Annotated in this window: 13 protein-coding genes; 2 read left to right on the top strand and 11 right to left on the bottom strand. The window is 73.5% G+C overall.

What is annotated here, in order from left to right; all coding sequences use genetic code 11:
* Positions 1–32 precede the first annotated feature (32 nt).
* The 5 genes from AB0B01_RS04235 to AB0B01_RS04215 all read right to left on the bottom strand — a co-directional run bounded on the left by AB0B01_RS04235 (position 33) and on the right by AB0B01_RS04215 (position 8,799).
* Positions 33–5,261 (bottom strand): amino acid adenylation domain-containing protein, encoded by a 5,229-nt coding sequence (locus AB0B01_RS04235; RefSeq protein WP_361712706.1) that lies wholly within the window; start codon positions 5,259–5,261, stop codon positions 33–35.
* A gap of 48 nt (positions 5,262–5,309) precedes the next feature.
* Positions 5,310–6,632 (bottom strand): M20/M25/M40 family metallo-hydrolase, encoded by a 1,323-nt coding sequence (locus tag AB0B01_RS04230; RefSeq protein ID WP_361712704.1) that lies wholly within the window; start codon positions 6,630–6,632, stop codon positions 5,310–5,312.
* 64 nt (positions 6,633–6,696) lie between these two features.
* Positions 6,697–7,542 carry an acetylglutamate kinase gene (gene argB / locus AB0B01_RS04225; protein ID WP_361712702.1) on the bottom strand — a complete coding sequence of 282 codons (846 nt, stop codon included), beginning with the start codon at positions 7,540–7,542 and terminating at the stop codon, positions 6,697–6,699.
* Positions 7,543–7,585: 43 nt separating this feature from the next.
* Positions 7,586–8,611 (bottom strand): N-acetyl-gamma-glutamyl-phosphate reductase, encoded by a 1,026-nt coding sequence (gene argC, locus AB0B01_RS04220; RefSeq protein WP_356510289.1) that lies wholly within the window; start codon positions 8,609–8,611, stop codon positions 7,586–7,588.
* A gap of 2 nt (positions 8,612–8,613) precedes the next feature.
* Positions 8,614–8,799 (bottom strand): lysine biosynthesis protein LysW, encoded by a 186-nt coding sequence (locus AB0B01_RS04215; protein WP_361712700.1) that lies wholly within the window; start codon positions 8,797–8,799, stop codon positions 8,614–8,616.
* A 157-nt stretch (positions 8,800–8,956) separates the two neighbouring features.
* Between AB0B01_RS04215 and AB0B01_RS04210 the strand changes: the two genes are divergently transcribed.
* The gene (locus tag AB0B01_RS04210) at positions 8,957–9,361 is read left to right on the top strand and encodes a VOC family protein (protein WP_356510285.1); all 405 of its coding nucleotides are present in this window, start codon (positions 8,957–8,959) and stop codon (positions 9,359–9,361) included.
* 37 nt (positions 9,362–9,398) lie between these two features.
* On the opposite strand, the gene AB0B01_RS04205 is transcribed toward AB0B01_RS04210, so the two are convergent.
* Positions 9,399–10,442 carry a BtrH N-terminal domain-containing protein gene (locus AB0B01_RS04205; RefSeq protein ID WP_361712698.1) on the bottom strand — a complete coding sequence of 348 codons (1,044 nt, stop codon included), beginning with the start codon at positions 10,440–10,442 and terminating at the stop codon, positions 9,399–9,401.
* The gene (locus tag AB0B01_RS04200; protein ID WP_361712696.1) at positions 10,439–11,038 is read right to left on the bottom strand and encodes a hypothetical protein; all 600 of its coding nucleotides are present in this window, start codon (positions 11,036–11,038) and stop codon (positions 10,439–10,441) included. The genes AB0B01_RS04205 and AB0B01_RS04200 overlap by 4 nt, the downstream gene beginning before the upstream one ends.
* 48 nt (positions 11,039–11,086) lie before the next feature.
* On the opposite strand from AB0B01_RS04200, the gene AB0B01_RS04195 reads away from it, so the two are divergent.
* Entirely contained in the window at positions 11,087–11,923 is an 837-nt protein-coding gene (locus AB0B01_RS04195; protein WP_361712694.1) for a GNAT family N-acetyltransferase, read from the top strand.
* Positions 11,924–11,928: 5 nt separating this feature from the next.
* On the opposite strand, the gene AB0B01_RS04190 is transcribed toward AB0B01_RS04195, so the two are convergent.
* The 4 genes from AB0B01_RS04190 to AB0B01_RS04175 are packed head-to-tail and all read right to left on the bottom strand — an operon-like array spanning position 11,929 to position 15,324.
* Positions 11,929–12,924: a transketolase C-terminal domain-containing protein gene (locus AB0B01_RS04190; RefSeq protein WP_361712692.1), complete on the bottom strand. Its 996-nt coding sequence runs from the start codon at positions 12,922–12,924 to the stop codon at positions 11,929–11,931.
* Positions 12,921–13,757 (bottom strand): transketolase, encoded by an 837-nt coding sequence (locus AB0B01_RS04185; protein ID WP_361712690.1) that lies wholly within the window; start codon positions 13,755–13,757, stop codon positions 12,921–12,923. The genes AB0B01_RS04190 and AB0B01_RS04185 overlap by 4 nt, the downstream gene beginning before the upstream one ends.
* Positions 13,754–15,082, bottom strand: a complete 1,329-nt coding sequence (locus AB0B01_RS04180; RefSeq protein WP_361712689.1) for a DegT/DnrJ/EryC1/StrS family aminotransferase — start codon at positions 15,080–15,082, stop codon at positions 13,754–13,756. Before AB0B01_RS04180 ends, AB0B01_RS04185 begins: the two co-directional genes overlap by 4 nt.
* A complete protein-coding gene (locus tag AB0B01_RS04175; RefSeq protein WP_361712687.1) occupies positions 15,079–15,324 on the bottom strand; it encodes a hypothetical protein in 246 nt (81 codons plus the stop codon). Before AB0B01_RS04175 ends, AB0B01_RS04180 begins: the two co-directional genes overlap by 4 nt.
* Positions 15,325–15,346: the final 22 nt, after the last annotated feature.

Here is a 15,346-nt window from a genome sequence, read left to right as displayed (position 1 = left end):
TAAGTCAGGAAGGTTCCCTACAACCCGCGCCGTCAGGTCCTGTCCTGGAGGAGGGCGGTGACCTCCTCGTCGGAGAGGCCGGAGAGCCAGCCGAGCACCTCGTCCACCTCGCCCTCGCCCGCGTCGGCGAGCTGCCGGCTCTGGACGAGTGCCGCCATCCGCTCGATGGTCAGCGAGCCGCTGAGCAGCTCACCGGCGGACAGGGTGACGCCGAACGCGTCGCGTACGCGCATCGCGACCCGGGTGGCCATGAGCGAATGCCCGCCAAGCCGGAAGAAGTCGGCGGTGACCGACGGCGCCGGGATGCCGAGCACATCGCCCCAGATCCGGGCCAGTTCGCGTTCCACGGGGGTGCGGGCAGCGACCGCCTCCTGCGGTGTGGCCGCCTCCGGGACCGGGTCGGGCAGCGCCCCCCGGTCGAGCTTGCCGTGCGGTCCCACCGGGAACTCCGGGAGTACGGTCACGACGTCCGGCACCAGGCCGGACGGCAGCGCCTCTTCGAGGTGACCGCGCAGGGCCTCGGAACTCGGCGACTCCGCGCCCGCGGGCACGACCCAGGCGAGCAGCCGGGGCCGGCCCGAGGCGTCGGGCCGTGCCTCGACGACCGAGGCGCGGACGAGCGGGTGGCGGTTGAGCGCCACCTCGATCTCGCCGGGCTCCACCCGCTGGCCGCGGATCTTGAGCTGGCGGTCGAGCCGGCCGAGGTACTCGAACGTCCCGTCGGGACGCATCCGCGCGCGGTCGCCGGTCCGGTACAGGCGTTCGCCCGGGTGGTACGGGTCGGGGACGAAGCGTTCGGCGGTCAGTCCGGGGCGGCGGAGGTAGCCGCGCGCCGAGGCGATGCCGCCGATGTGGAGCTCCCCCGGTGCCATCGGCGGGGCGATGCCTCCCGAGGAGTCCAGGACGTAGAGCCGGGTGCCCGACATCGCGCGGCCGATGGGCACGCGCATCAGGCGGGTCTCCTCGGGGCCGACGCGCTGGAACGTGACGTCGATCGCCGCTTCCGTCGGACCGTACAGATTGTGCAGTTCGACGCCGGGGAGCACCTCGAAGAAGCGTTCCGCCAGGGCCGGTGCCAGCTCCTCGCCGATGCAGACGACCTGCCGCAGCGTCCGTCCGGCCGCCGCCGCGTCGGGCTCCTCCAGGAAGGTCTGGAGCATCGACGGGACGAAGTGCACGGTGGTGACGGCGTGCCGGGGGATCAGATGGGCGAGGTAGTGGGGGTCGCGGTGGCCGTCCGGGCGGGTCAGGACCACCGTTGCTCCGGCGACCAGCGGCCCGAGGAGTTCCAGGCCGGCAACGTCGAAGCTGACCGGGGTCTTGAGCAGGACCGACTCCCCGGCCTTCAGTCCGTAGCCTTCCTGGAACCAGACGAGCTGGTTCGCCAGGGCGGCGTGGGAGGTCATCACGGCCTTGGGTTCACCCGTCGAGCCGGAGGTGAACAGGATGTTGGCGAGATGCCCCGGCAGGACTTCGGCGGCTTCGGCTGCGCCGGTGGCCCCGGTGGCGGCCTCGTCATCCCCCGTGGGGTCGACCAGGACCGTGCCCTCCGGTGGCTCGAAGCCCGGTGCGGAGCCGATGAGGATCCGGGCGCGCGCCACGTCGATCTGGCGCGCGAGGCGGGCCGCCGGGTGGGCGGTGTCGAGGGGCATGTACGCGCCGCCGGCGAGGAGGACGGCGTACACGGCGATGATCAGCTCGGGCGAGCGCGGCAGGCAGACGGCGACGGGCAGGTCGGGCGTCACGCCCAGGGCGCGCAGCCGTGCCGCCAATCCCTTTGCCTTGCGGTCGAGTTCGCCGTACGTGAGCGAACCGCCGTCCCAGGCGACGGCCGTCACCTCGGGGTTGGTCCGCGCGACGCCCTCGACGAGCCGGTGGACCAGTCCGTCCTCGATGGCCGCCGGGCCGCCGTCCGCGACGGTCCCCGCGATCCGCTCCGCCTCGGCGGGGGCCAGCGCGGGCAGGTCGTCGACGGTGGCGGCCGGATCGGCGAGGGCCGCGTCGAGCAGGGCGGGCAGTCCCGCGAGGAGGGCGGTGACGGTCTGCTCATCGAACAGGTCGGCCGCGTAGACGGCGTGGCCGGTCAGCGAGCCGTCGGAGTCGGGGCCGAGGTGCAGGGACAGCTCGAACTTGGCGCCGGGCGAGGGGAGTTCGAAGGGCACGGCGCGGACTCCCCCGGCTTCCCAGGGGTCGATGGGCAGGTTCTGGAGCGCGAGGAACGCGCGGACCAGGGGGACCCGGCCGTCGGCGGTCCGCTCGGACACGGCGCGGACGATCTCGTCGAACGGCGGTCGTGCCCGGTCGAAGGCCGCGAGGCACTGGGACCGCACGTCGTCCACGACCTCGGCGAAGCCGGCCGCACGGGTGCGCACGCGCAGCGGCAGGGTGTCGGCGAACATGCCGAGGGCGGTGTCGGTACCCGGGTGCTCCCGGCCCGCCGCGACGGTGCCGACCACGAAGTCGTCCTGACCGCTCCAGCGGCCGAGCAGGACGCCGAAGGCCGACAGCAGGACCGTGAAGGGCGTGGTGCCCCGGTCTCCCCCGAACATCCTCAGCCTGTCCGCCAGTTCGGCGGGGATCCGTACGGGGAGCGAGGCGCCCCGCCATGTCGGCGCGGCCGGAACGGGCCGGTCGGTGGGCAGCTCCAGGGCCTGCGCGCCGTCGAGGCGCTCGCGCCACGCGGCGAGGGACTCCTCGGTCCACGCGGCGCGGGGAACGGGGGCCGCCGGTACGGGCGTGATGGTGCCGCCCTGCCGATAGGCGTCGCCGAGCCGCCCGAGGAGCAGGGCCATGGACCAGCCGTCGAGGACGGCGTGGTGCGCGCAGAGGCCGAGGACCCAGTCCCGCCGGCCGCGCCGCAGCAGGACGGTGCGCACGAGCGGCCCGGAGGCGAGGTCGAACGGCGTGGCGGCCAGGGCCCGCAGCTCCTCTTCCACGCGGCCCTCGCCGAGGCCCCACAGGTCGTGGAAGGGCAGCGCGAACATGTCGGCGGTGGGCCGCTCGGACAGGCTCAGGCCGCCGCCCGGCTCCTGCGTGAAGACCGAGCGCAGGAGCGGGGTCTCGTCGAAGAGCGCGACGAGGCAGCGTTCGAGGAGGGCGCGGTCGAGCGGGCCGTTCAGCCGGAGGCCGCCGGCGATGTGGTACGCGTCGCCGGCGCCCATCTGGTCGAGCAGCCACATCCGTTCCTGCTCGGGGCTGACGGAAGCGGGCCCCGCGAGGGTGGCCTCCGTCGGCCGCGCGGTCTCGCCGGAGGCGTACGCGGCGAGGTCGAGCGGGGTGAGGCCGTCCAGGAAGCGGGCGAGCGGAACGTCCACGTCGCGTGCGTCGGCGAGGGCCGCCTTGAGCCGTACGGCCCGCAGCGAGTCGAGACCCTGGCCGACCAGCGGCGCGTCCGCGACGAGCGCCTCGGGGGTGGTGTCCAGGGCGGCCGCGACGAGCTCGGCCAGGCCGTCGGGGAGCGACGGGCTCGCGGCGAGCGCCGCCTCCGCACCGGGCTGGTCCGTCTGACCAGTCTGGCCGGTCCGGTCCGACTGGCCGGTCCGGTCCGACTGGCCCGTCTGGCCGGTCGCCGTCAGTGGTTCGAACGCGCCCGCGAGCCAGCGGGTCCGGCAATCGGCCCGGCGGACCTTGCCGCTGCTGGTGCGCGGGATCTTGCCGACCCGGACGAGCACGACGTCCGCGAAGGCGAGCCCGTGCTCGGCGGCCACGGCCTCGCGCACGGCCCGCACCACGGCCGGTCCGTCCTCCGCGCGGAAGCCGCGTACCACCTCGTGCACGAGGACGACCTCCTCCGTGGCCCCGTCGTCGACGGCGATCGCCGCGCCGCGGCCCGGGTTCAGGAGCGGGTGGGACCGCTCGGCCGTCAGCTCCAGGTCCGGCGGGTAGAGGTTGCGGCCCCTGACGATGATCAGGTCCTTGATGCGTCCGGTCACGTACAGCTCGTCACCGTGCCGGAAGGCCAGGTCGCCGGTGCGCAGGAAGGTCCGTCCGGGGTGGCCCTGGGCGACGGCACCGAAGGTGGTGGCCGTCAGATCCGGCCGGTTCCAGTAGCCGTGGGCGACGGTCGGGCCGCTGACCCAGACCTCGCCGACGGCGCCCTCCGGCAGCGGCTCGCCCGTGCCGGGGTCGACGATCAGCGCCAGGTCCTCGTGGTGCGCCCAGCCGCAGCCGGACAGCTCGGCGGCCGGCTCGTCGGTCGCGGCCTCGACGGCCCGGCCCTCCTCCAGATCCGGGCGGCGCACGCGCAGGGCGCCGGGGTCGGCCGCCGGATCGGCCCGTCCGGTGACGAACAGGGTGGCCTCGGCCAGGCCGTAGCAGGGGTAGAACGCCGAGCGGCGGAAGCCGGCGGCCTCGAACGCCTCCGCGAACGCGTCCATGGTGGTGCCGCGCACGGGTTCGGCGCCGGTGAGCGCGTGCCGCAGCTCCGACAGGTCGAGCCCTTCGCGGTCCGCGGGCTTGGTGCGGCGCAGGACCTCGGCGTAGGCGAAGTCGGGGGCGGCGGTGATGGTCGCCCGGGTGCGGCTGACCGCCCGCAGCCAGCGCATGGGCTGGTGGAGGAAGGTCATCGGCGAGAGCAGCGTGCAGGGGAAGCCGGTGTGCACGGGCTGGAGGATGCCACCGATCAGGCCCATGTCGTGGTACGGCGGCAGCCAGCTCACGCCGCGGCTGTTCTCGTCCAGGCCGAGCGAGCGGCCGATGGTGGCCGAGTTGTGCACGAGGTTGACGTGGCTGAGCATGACGCCCTTCGGCGTCCCGGTGGAGCCGGAGGTGTACTGGAGGAACGCCAGGTCGTCCGGGGACACTTCGGGATCCCGCCAGTCCGCCGGGTCCTCGGTCGCGTCGTCGGTGGTCGCCCACGCGAGGGAGGAGCGCAGTCCGAGCCGGTCGCCCCGCTCGTCGATCATGGCGAGCGTGACGGTGTCGATGAGGGCGAGCGCGGCGCCGGAGTCGGCGACGATGGCTCCCACCCGCTCGATGCCGTGCGCGCCGAGCGGCGGGTAGACCGGGACGGCGACCGCCCCCGCGTACAGACAGCCGAAGAACGCCGTCACGTAGTCGGGGCCGGGCTGGTGGAGGAGCAGGACCCGGTCGCCCCGGTCGGTACGCGCCTGGATCAGCGCGGCGATCGCCCTGGCACCCCGGTCGAGTTCGGCGTAGCTCAGTGCGCGGATCTCGGTCTCCGAGATCTCGAACTCGAGCGCCAGGCGGTCGGGGGTGCTCTCGGCGCGCCGACGGAGCGTCTCGATGAAGGTGGGGCCCATGGAAACTCCTCGGACGAGGGGCGGTCTGCGGTTTCGGACGAGGGTCGGTCAGCGGTAGCGGAGCAGGAGGTCGTGGAAGCGGTCGGCGCCGAAGCGCACGGCGTCGACGGGTACCCGCTCGTCGGCGGCGTGCATCGCGTCCTGGTAGCGGCTGCCCGCCGGGAGCAGCATCGGCACCCAGCCGTAACAGGCGATGCCGAGGCCCGCGAAGAGCCGGGCGTCGGTGGAGGCCGGGGTGATCATGGGGAGCGGCAGGCCCTCGGGGTCGGCGTCCCGCATGACGGCGGCGATCTCCTCGAAGAAGCCGCCGAAGACCGGGGGCGGCATCGGGTCGCCCTCCAGGAGCAGTTCGAGGTCGCCGTCGGGGCCGATCAGCTCGCGCAGCTCGGTGCGGAAGTCCTCGACGGTCCAGCCGCCGGGCAGGATGCGGCCGTCGAAGTCCACCGAGAACTCGCTCGGCAGCATGTTGATCTTCTCCGGCGTGCGGACGATGGTCGCGTTGACCGTGTTGCGCAGGACGGAGTCCAGGTAGACGGCGTCGGCCTCGGGCAGCAGGTCGTACGGGATCGTCGCCTTGCCCTCCGGGTCGCGCAGCTCGCGCAGCCGGCCGGCGAGCGGTTCCTCGGCGGCCGAGGCGAGCTCGGCGAGCATCCGGTCGAGGGCGGGCGTCACGTGCGTGGGCAGCCGGCCCTCCTCCAGGCTGCGCAGCAGCGCGGCGAGCTTGCTCATCGAGGTGCCCGACCAGCCCTGCCGGGAGGCGTGGCCGCCGCGTCCGCGCACGGTGAGGCGCATCCAGCAGGCGCGCTTCTCGGCCACGACGATCGGGTGCACCCGCCGGGACAGGCAGCTCAGGACGGCTCCGCCGTCCTCCCCGATGCCGTAGGCGACGCCGTCGAACAGTTCGCGGTGCTCGCGGGTCAGGTAGCCGGCCCCCACCCTGCTGCCCGCTTCCTCGTCGGGCGAGACCGCGAGGATGACGTCACCCGCCGGGGCGGCGCCCTCGGCGCGCAGCCGTTCCAGGGAGGAGACCATCATCGCGAGGCTGCCCAGCATGTCGATGGCGCCCCGGCCCCAGACGTGGCCGTCGATGATGTTCCCCTCGAACGGGGGGTGCGTCCACTGCTGGCCGTCGGTGGGCACGACGTCGGCGTGCGCGTGCAGCAGCAGGGGCGGCGCGAGGCCCGCGCCGGGTATACGGGCGACCAGGTTGGGGCGTTCGGGGTCGGAGCCGAGCAGCTGTACGTCTGCGCCGGCGGCCCGCATGATGTCCGTGACGTACCGGACGCACGGGCCCTCGTTCCCGGGGGGATTGACGCCGCGGAACCTGATCATCTGCTGGAGCAGCGGGATCGGATCGGTCGTGTCGGTCACGGGGTTTCTCTCCTTGTCATGCGCGAGGGGCCGCTTGTCATGCGCGAAGGGCCCCCGCGATGGGTCATGCGCGAGGGTCCGCCGCGGTCGGCTCGGGGCCGAGGATCCGGGTGCCGCCACGTCCGGCCAGGGCGGCGGACACGGTCTCGGCGTACCGCCCGTCGGCGATGCGGACGTCGGCGACACCGGCTTCCACCGCCTCGCGGGCGGCGACGAGCTTGACGGTCATGCCGCCGCCGACGGCCGGGTCGCGGCCCTCGCGGACGCGGTACTCGGCCTGCACGGAATTGGGGTCGGCGCCGTCGGCGAGCACGCCCGGCGCGCCGGTGAGCAGGACGAGACGGGTGGCGCCCAGGGCGCCGGCGACGGCGGCCGCGACCCGGTCGGCGTTGACGTTGACGGGTTCGCCGTCCTCGGCGAGGGCGGGCGGCGACAGCACCGGCACGATCCCCTCGGCCAGCAGCGTCTTCAGAAGCGGTGTCTCCACCGAGGTGAGGCGGCCGCTGCGGTCGTCGCGTACGACGACGGTCCTGCCGTCGACCACCGTGCGGAGCGCGGCCTTGCGGCGGGCCCGCAGAAGGCCCGCGTCCAGGCCGGTCAGCCCGACCGCGGGCACGTCGAGCCGGGCCAGTTCGAGCAGCAGCGCCGGCTTGGCCTGCCCGGCGAGGGCCAAGGTGACCACTTCGAGGGTGGCCCGGTCGGTCCGTCGGCTGACGGTGCCGTCCGGTGCCACCAGCTCGCCGAGCGGGACGCCGAGCCGGCCGGCCAGCTCGGTGACCATCGCGGAACCGCCGTGCACCAGGAGGACGGAGCCTCCGGCGCGTACCATCTCGGCGATTCCGGCGCACACCGCGGCAGGCTGGACCTCGGCGTTCCCGCCGCACTTGACCACGGTCAGCCCTGCGCTCACGGCCGGCCTCCTTCTCTCGGGTTTGTCGTGTTGTCGGGACGGATCAGACGGGGTGCAGCCCCGGGAATTCGAGCCCGAGCCGCTCCGGCCATCCCATGCGGATGTTCATGCACTGGACGGCGTTGCCCGCGCCGCCCTTGACGAGGTTGTCGAGGGCTCCCACCGCCACCACCGTCGACCTGTCGGGGTCGGTGGCGAACCCGACGTCGCAGTAGTTGGTGCCGGAGAGGATCTTCGGCTCCGGGAGCCGGTAGAGGCCCCGGCGCTGGGCGATGACCCGGACGAAGGGCTCGTCCTGGTACTGGAGGCGGTACAGCTTGCGTACGTCCTTGTCGCCCAAGGGCTCCCGTACCGGTACCCGGCAGACCACCTGGGCACCGCGGACCGCTTCCACGCCGGTCGCGCCCATGCGTGCGTCGACGCCGGTCGCCTGCGTGATCTCGGCCTCGTGCCGGTGGCCGGTCGGCGCGAAGAGCCGCATGGCCCCGCTCCGTTCGGCGTGCAGGTTCATCTGCTCGGCGCGCACGCCCGATCCGCTGGAGCCGATGCGTCCGTCCACCGTGACGGGGCCGGCGACGACCCCTGCCCGGGCGAGCGGAAGCAGGGCCAGGATCGAGGCGGTGGCCATGCAGCCCGGCATGCTGATGGCATCCGCCGTGGCGAGCTCGGCCCGGTGCGTCTCGGGCAGACCCGTGACGAAGGAGGCGAGCAGGTCGGTCGCCGTGTGCGGCGTTCCGTAGTGGCGGGCGTAGAGTTCCGCGTCCCGCAGGCGGAAGTCGGCTCCGAGGTCGATCAGGACCTTGGCCTTGCTCCGCAGTTCGGGGATGAGTTCCAGGCCGACGGTCTGCCCGACGGCGACGAACATCACGTCGTACTCCCCGAGTGATTCGGGGGCGATGAAGGTGAGGTCGGTACGGCCCCGCAGGTTCGGGTGGACACGGTCCACCCGGCTGCCGGCGAGGCGGGTGGACACCGCGGCGGCCACCCGCACCTCGCGGTGGTCGAGCAGCAGCCTCAGCAGTTCACCCCCGATGTAGCCCGAGGCCCCGACCACCGCGACGTCGATCATGCCTACTCCCCCCAGTCCTCTTCGGCCTCGGGCGCCAGCGCGAGGAGCACCGGCGCAACGCCGACGACCTCCAGCTCGGCGGCGCAGTCCGGGCACTCGACGATCTCGCCGGAGCGGACCTCGGCGGACACCTGCACCCCGCCCTCGCACTCCGGACAGGGCTCTGCGATCGCCCCTACTTGGGACATGGAATCTCCTCCGCTGATGCGTCGGTTACTTGGTCATCTACGCATCGCAGCATGCTTGTTGCGGCGCCCGCGTACGTAGTCAGGAGGTTCCCGGACTAGTCAGTCGGTCGGCGCGAGCCAATACTCTGGGACTCCGTCCACACTCCCTAGGAGCGATATGACAAGCAGGTTCACCGAGCTGAGCATCGACTGCCACGACCCGGAACGGCTCGCCGCCTTCTGGTGCGAGGTCTTCGGTTTCACGGTTCTCGACCGCGGCGAGGACAGCATCGAGATCGGCTCCTGGGAGCCGAACGTCGAGGACCTGCGGGCCCGTCAGATGCCGGTCACCCTGGTCTTCGTCCGGGTGCCCGAGGGCAAGACCGTGAAGAACCGTCTCCACCTCGACGTCAGCCCGATCGACACGAGCACCAAGGACGAGGTGGAGCGGCTGATCGCCCTGGGCGCCGGCAGGGTCGACGTGGGCCAGGGCCCGGACCGCGGCTGGGAGGTCCTGGCCGACCCCGAGGGCAACGAGTTCTGCGTCCTGCGCTCGCTCGCCCCCGGCGAGTTCGAGGGCTGAGACCCCCGCACCGGGCCCTTCCCCGGGCCCTGTCGGCTCAGACGCAGTCCGCGAGGAGATCGAGGGCCCGGTCCTGGTCCGCCAGGAGCGCTGTGGCCCTCTTCTCCAGCGCCTCCGTGGCGGCCGCGGTGTCCTCGCGGGCGTTGCCGACGATGATGCGCACCGCGCTCCAGTGGTGGGCGACGCGCTCCACCCGCCGGGCCGCTTCCCGCAGTTCCGGCCGGCCGAAGTCCTGCCCGGCCGCGGCGAGCCAGTCCGCGTGCACTCCGGTCTCCGCGAGGACCGTGCCGGCCACGACGAAGGTCTCGTCGACCACCTCGGGGTCGTCGCCCGCGCGCATCCGCGCCGCCGCGACGTCCAGGAACCGGGCCATGCCCTTCCGTCCCCCGAACAGGTCCGTGCCGTCGTCCGTGAGGCCGCCGGCCGCGAGGGCGCGGTCGTTCTCCAGGGCGGAGACGTTCGCGGCGATCACGGAGCGCACGTGGTCCGGGTCCCAGGCCGGGAGCTCTTCGCCCACCGTGATCTCCAGCCAGCGCTCGCCGATCGGGTTACGGGTGAAGAACAGGTCGCGGTCGTGGTCCTCCGGATTGGCGGAGCTGCGCGCGGCGGCGAACTCGGCCCGCGTGATGGCTCCTTGGAAGCGCGGCGGCACCGGATCGGCGAGCAGGACCTCGTCCCGCTCGTCGTCGAACCCGTAGACGGTCAGCAGGTGGTTGGTGTGCACGTCCCGGTAGGCCGGGCGGAACGGCAGATGGAAGTTGTCGACGGCCGCGGCAACCGCGCGCCCGTCCGCGACCACCTCGCGGACCTCCGTCCAGGCCGACTCGGCGTCCGCCGGGCAGTGCCAGCGTGAACTCACTGGGTGGTGCGGAGCCATGGCCCCGAGTAGCGACTCCGCGCCGAAGGGGACGTAGTACTCCTCGCGCCGCAGGTCACCTGACCGGTAGCCGAACCCCCAGGCCGCGCCGAGGACTTGGAGCGGATCCACGCCGTGCGCGCCAAGCAGGACGCCCATCGTCGCGTGCAGGCAGTGTCCGAGGTCGTGCCGCCACGGCCGTACTCCCTCAAGTTCGACTCTCATGCCGCCTCCTCCACCAGGGTCAGGGCGAAGAGGTGCATCGCCGGGTTGTCGGGCAGGACGAGCGCGCTCAGTCCCTCGGGAACTGCCACCGGCACCCGCTGGTGCCAGATCGACGGGCTCATCGTGTGCTGCTCGTGCCTCGGGTAGAGCAGCTTGGCCGTGCGGAAGGCGAGGCTCTCGCCGAACCGCGCCGGCGTCTGCGGCCAGAAGTCCGAGATCCGCAGCCACTGCCTGCGGACGGTGCCGTCGGCGTACTCCAGGAGCACTTCGTCCTCGGTGCGCCGCTCGGCGGCCCCCAGCACGTGGATCCAGTCGGCGCGCAGGCCGGTCAGCGGTATCCGCTGGCCCCGGCACCGCAGGTGGTCCGGCCGTACGCCGTCGGCCTCGGGAAACCGGAACGGCACCCCGTCGACCTCGACGCGTTCGCCGCAGGGCAGCTCGTCGGCGGGAAACGCATTGCCCCAGATGTTGAACGCGCCGGCGCCCGATCGCCCGCTCGGTTCCGCGCCGACGCTGTCGGCGAGACCGTCGAGCGGGACCGTGTGCGCCGCCGCCACCCCCGACCAGTGGAGAGCGGTACTGACGTGATGGACCATACGGAACTCCTCGGCTCCGGAGACGTGACAGGGAAAGTGGGAGAAGCGGTGACGGTGCCGGTGACCGTGGAGGCACACGGGCGGGGAGGGTGCGACGCGTACGACGGGCAGCAGACCGTCGCGCGGCGGACCGCCGCGGTGGCCCGGGCGGCGTTCGCCGCGGGCGATCCGTACCCCGGCCTGCCCGTCGCCGACGGCGCCACCGAGACGGCGGACGACGTACGGGCGGACCTGGCGCGGGGCGCACGCCTGTGGACGGCCTTCGACGCGGACGGCGAGCCGCTGGGCTGCGTACGCGCGCTGCCCGCCGGGGACGGGGCGTGGGCGGTACGCCGCCTCGCGGTCGCGCCCCGGGGCCGGGGCCGGTCCGTCGGCCGGCTGCTGATCCGGGCCCTCGAAGCGGACGCCCGTGCCGAGGGCCTCGGCCGGGTGGTGCTCGACGTGGTGGTCGAGCGGGGCAATCCGGCCTTCTACGCGCGGCTCGGCTACCGGACGACGGCCCACTTCCCCGCTCCGGACAAGCCGCTGTCCGAGGTCCACATGGCCAGGGATCTCGCCGCCCCGGACGAGGACCTGCCTCATCCGTGGGGCGGCGAGCCCGTCCCGCTGTGGGAAGGCGCCGTCCGGGCCTGGTTCTCCGGTCCCGAAGGAACCGCCGCGCTGCCCGCCGCGCTCGGCTCCGACCCGGCGGCGGAACTGGTGGTACTGGCCGGGCGGGCGGCCCGGCTCGTGGGCGGCCCCGCGCGGTTCCGCGGGGCCGACGGGCTCGCCCGCCGGCCTCACGGTGTCCTGGTAGACGCCAGGCCCGCCGAGCAGGTGCCGGCCTTCCTCCTGCCCCGTGCGGTGGACCCCGACGCGCTCGCCTTGTGGCGGACGCGCGGCTGAGTCCATCAGACCGTCACCCCGGCCAGCGACCGTGCCTCGGCCGCTATGTTCTCCGGGGTGACGCCCGCGTGTTCCAGCAGGTCGAGCTCGCCGCCGACCCGGTCGGTGAAACGGTCCGGCACGCCGATCCGGCGCACCGGGACATCTCCCCGGGCCGCGACGACCTCGCAGACCGCGCTGCCGAGGCCGCCGACGACCAGGTGGTCCTCGACCGTGACGATGCCCCCGGTCTCCGCCGCCGCGCGCAGGACCGCCTCCTCGTCCAGCGGCTTGATCGTGTGCATGTTGAGCACGCGGGCGCGGATGCCCTCGGCGGCCAGCGCCTCGGCGGCGCGCAGCGCCATCCCCACCGGGTGCGGGCCGGTCGCGATCAGCGTCACGTCGTCGCCGTCCGCGAGGGTCACTGCCCGGCCGATCCGGTACTCGTACGGCTCCCGGTAGACCAGCGGTGTGGCGCTGCGGCCGAGCCGGATGAAGACCGGGCCCGGGTGGTCGACGGAGGCGAGCAGCGCCTGCTCGGCCTCCACCGTGTCGGCGGGCACGAGCACCGTCAGGTTCGGCATCAGCCGCAGGATCCCGAGGTCGTCGGCCGCGTGATGGGTGGGTCCGTAGTGCCCGGCGGACAGGCCGCCGTGCGTGGCGACGATGCGGACCGGCAGGTTGTTGCCCGCCACGTCCACCTTGACCTGCTCGCAGGCGCGGGCCGCGGCGAAGCCGCTCAGGGTGTGCGCGAACGGCATGAGGCCGGACGCGGCCATGCCGGCGGCCATGCCGATCAGGTTGGCCTCGGCGATGCCCACGTTGACGTACTGCTCGGGCAGGTCGGCGAAGAGGGTCTCCAAGCCGCCGACGTCGGAGTCCACGCACATGATCCGCGGGTCCCTGCGGGCGAGTTCGACGAGCGTGCGCCGGCAGATGTCCCGGGTCGGCCCGTCGTACCGCTCCTCCCACGAGGGCTCGTTCGCCGGGGTCTCCTCCGGCGCGGTCACGGTCTCGGTCACAGCTGTCGCTCCCTGCGGTTACGGAGTCCTGCCAACGCGCGCGCGTGGAGTTTCGGCGTCAGCTGGACGTAGTGGCTCTTCTTGCGGTCCTCCAGCATCGGCACGCCCCGGCCCTTCACCGTGCGGGCGAGCACCACCGTCGGCCGCCCCTCGGTGTCCGGCAGCGACTCGAAGACCTTGAGCAGGGCGGACATGTCGTGTCCGTCCACCTCGTGCACGGCCCAGCCGAAGGCGCGCCAGCGGTCGGCGAGCGGTTCCAGCGACAGGCACTCCTCGGTGGTGCCGCTGATCTGCCAGCCGTTGCGGTCCACGATCGCGACGAGGTTGTCGAGCCGGTGATGGGCCGCGCCCATCACCGCCTCCCAGACCGAGCCCTCCTGGAGCTCGCCGTCGCCGATCAGCGCGAACGCCCGGGAGGGCCGGCCGAGTCTGCGGCCGGCGAGAGCGGCGCCCGCGGCCAGCGAGAGGCCGTGGCCGAGCGAGCCGGTGGGGAACTCCACGCCTTCCAGGCGGCGCAGCGGGTGTCCGGCGAGGCGACTGCCCGTCCTGCCGTACTCGGCGGTCTCCTGGGGCGCGATGAACCCGGACTCCGCGAGTACGGCGTACAGGGCGGAGCTCGCGTGCCCCTTGCTGAGGACGAACCGGTCGCGGTCCGTCCAGTCGGGCTCGTCCGGCCGTACCCGCAGCACCGCGCCGTAGAGCACGGTCAGCACGTCGGTCGCGGAGAGGCTGCCGCCGAGGTGCGTGCCGACGGCGCTGGCGCCCATCTCCAGGATGCGTTCGCGCACCCGGTGCGCCCGGTCTTCGAGCTCCTTGAGGTCCACGTCGCTCATCGCGCGGCCTCCGCGGTGGCCGGGCTCATCGCGCGGGCGAGCGTCGCCACCCGGTCGAGGTTGCCCCAGACCTTCTCGAAGGCCGCCGCGCAGTCCTGGAGGACCGGGCCCGAGGCGGGGTTGAGGTGCCAGCGCTGGAGGGTGAGGGAGTCCTCGATGACCGCGAGGGTGTTCGGGAACTCCTCCTCCTTCTCGTACGCGCCGGGGTGCAGCTTCCACGGGTAGCCGCCGAAGCCCTCACGGGTCAGCAGCGCCTTCTGCCGAGGCAGCGGGACCCGCTGGTACTGCTGGAGGGGTACGCCCTCGGCCCGCATGACCCGCTCGATCGCGGCGCGGAGACCGCCCGGCGTGACGCCCTCGATGCCCATCGCCTCGGCGTCGAAGCGGAAGCGGAGGATGTGCCAGGCGTGCGTGCGGTCCTCGGGGCAGTGCGGGACCCGCAGGCCGGGCAGCGCGGCGAGCCGGTCGAGCATCGCGCGGACGTTGCGGTCGCGCGCCTCGTGGTAGTCCTCCAGGCGGTCGAGCTGGCAGCGGGCGAAAGCGGCCTGGACCGCGCTGAGTTTGGCGTTACCCGCCAGCTCGTGGGAGACGTAGTCGCGCTTGACTCGGCCTTCGAGCACCTCGCCGAACTGGCGCAGGCGCAGCAGCCGGGAGTGCAGGGCGTCGTTATTCGTCGTGATCAGACCGCCCTCCCCGCAGGTCGGCAGGTTCTTGACCACGTTGAGGCTGAAGGCGGCGATGTCGCCGAGCGCGCCGGTGCGCACTCCCCGGTAGCGGGCGGCGTGCGACTGGGCGGCGTCCTCGACGAGCAGCAGACCGTGGCGGTCGGCGAGTTCGCGGAGCTCCGCCATGTCGCAGGGCAGGCCGTGCAGGTGGACGGCGAGGATCGCGGCCGTACGGGGGGTGATGGCCGCGGCGGCGGCGCGCGGGTCCATGGTGAAGGTCACCGGGTCGATGTCCACGAAGACCGGGACGACGAGCCGGTTCGCCGGGGCCACGGCGCTCGCGATGAACGAGAAGGCCGGGACCAGGATCTCCGCGCCCGGCTCGATGCCGGCCGCGGTGAGGGCCAGTTCGAGGGCGGTGGTGCCGTTGGAGACCGCCGCGCAGTGGGTGGTGCCCACCAGTGCGGCCCACTCGCGTTCGAGCAGCTGCACCTGCCCGGCGCCCGGGTTGTTAGAGGTGAACTGCCCGCTGTCCAGGACCCCGACGACGGCCTCGCGTTCGGCGTCGGTGATCACCGGCCAGCCCACGAGCTCCTTGGAGGCCCGCTCCGGCGGAACGGCTCGGGACCCGCCGAACATCGCCAGCTTTTCCCCGGTCATGCGGCAGTCTCCTCGAAATGGGCCCACACGCCAGGGTGTTCGGGCAGGCGGATCGCGGTCGGTTCCTCGGGTCGGGTGAGCGGCACACGGGCCGTGCTCGTGCCCGGCGTACAGTGGATCCGCTCGGGGTCCACCGCGTCGCGGTACTGCACCAGGACCTCGGCGCCGTCGACGGCTCCGGCCTGGTCGGGGTCGCCGAACTCCAGCCGCAGCCAGTTCCGGTGGCCTGGCGGCAGGGGCACGAGGGTGCCCCTGCACTCGACG

Source organism: Streptomyces sp. NPDC044571, assembly GCF_040647115.1.
GTDB lineage: Bacteria > Actinomycetota > Actinomycetes > Streptomycetales > Streptomycetaceae > Streptomyces.
This window is presented reverse-complemented; position numbering and strand designations above follow the sequence as displayed.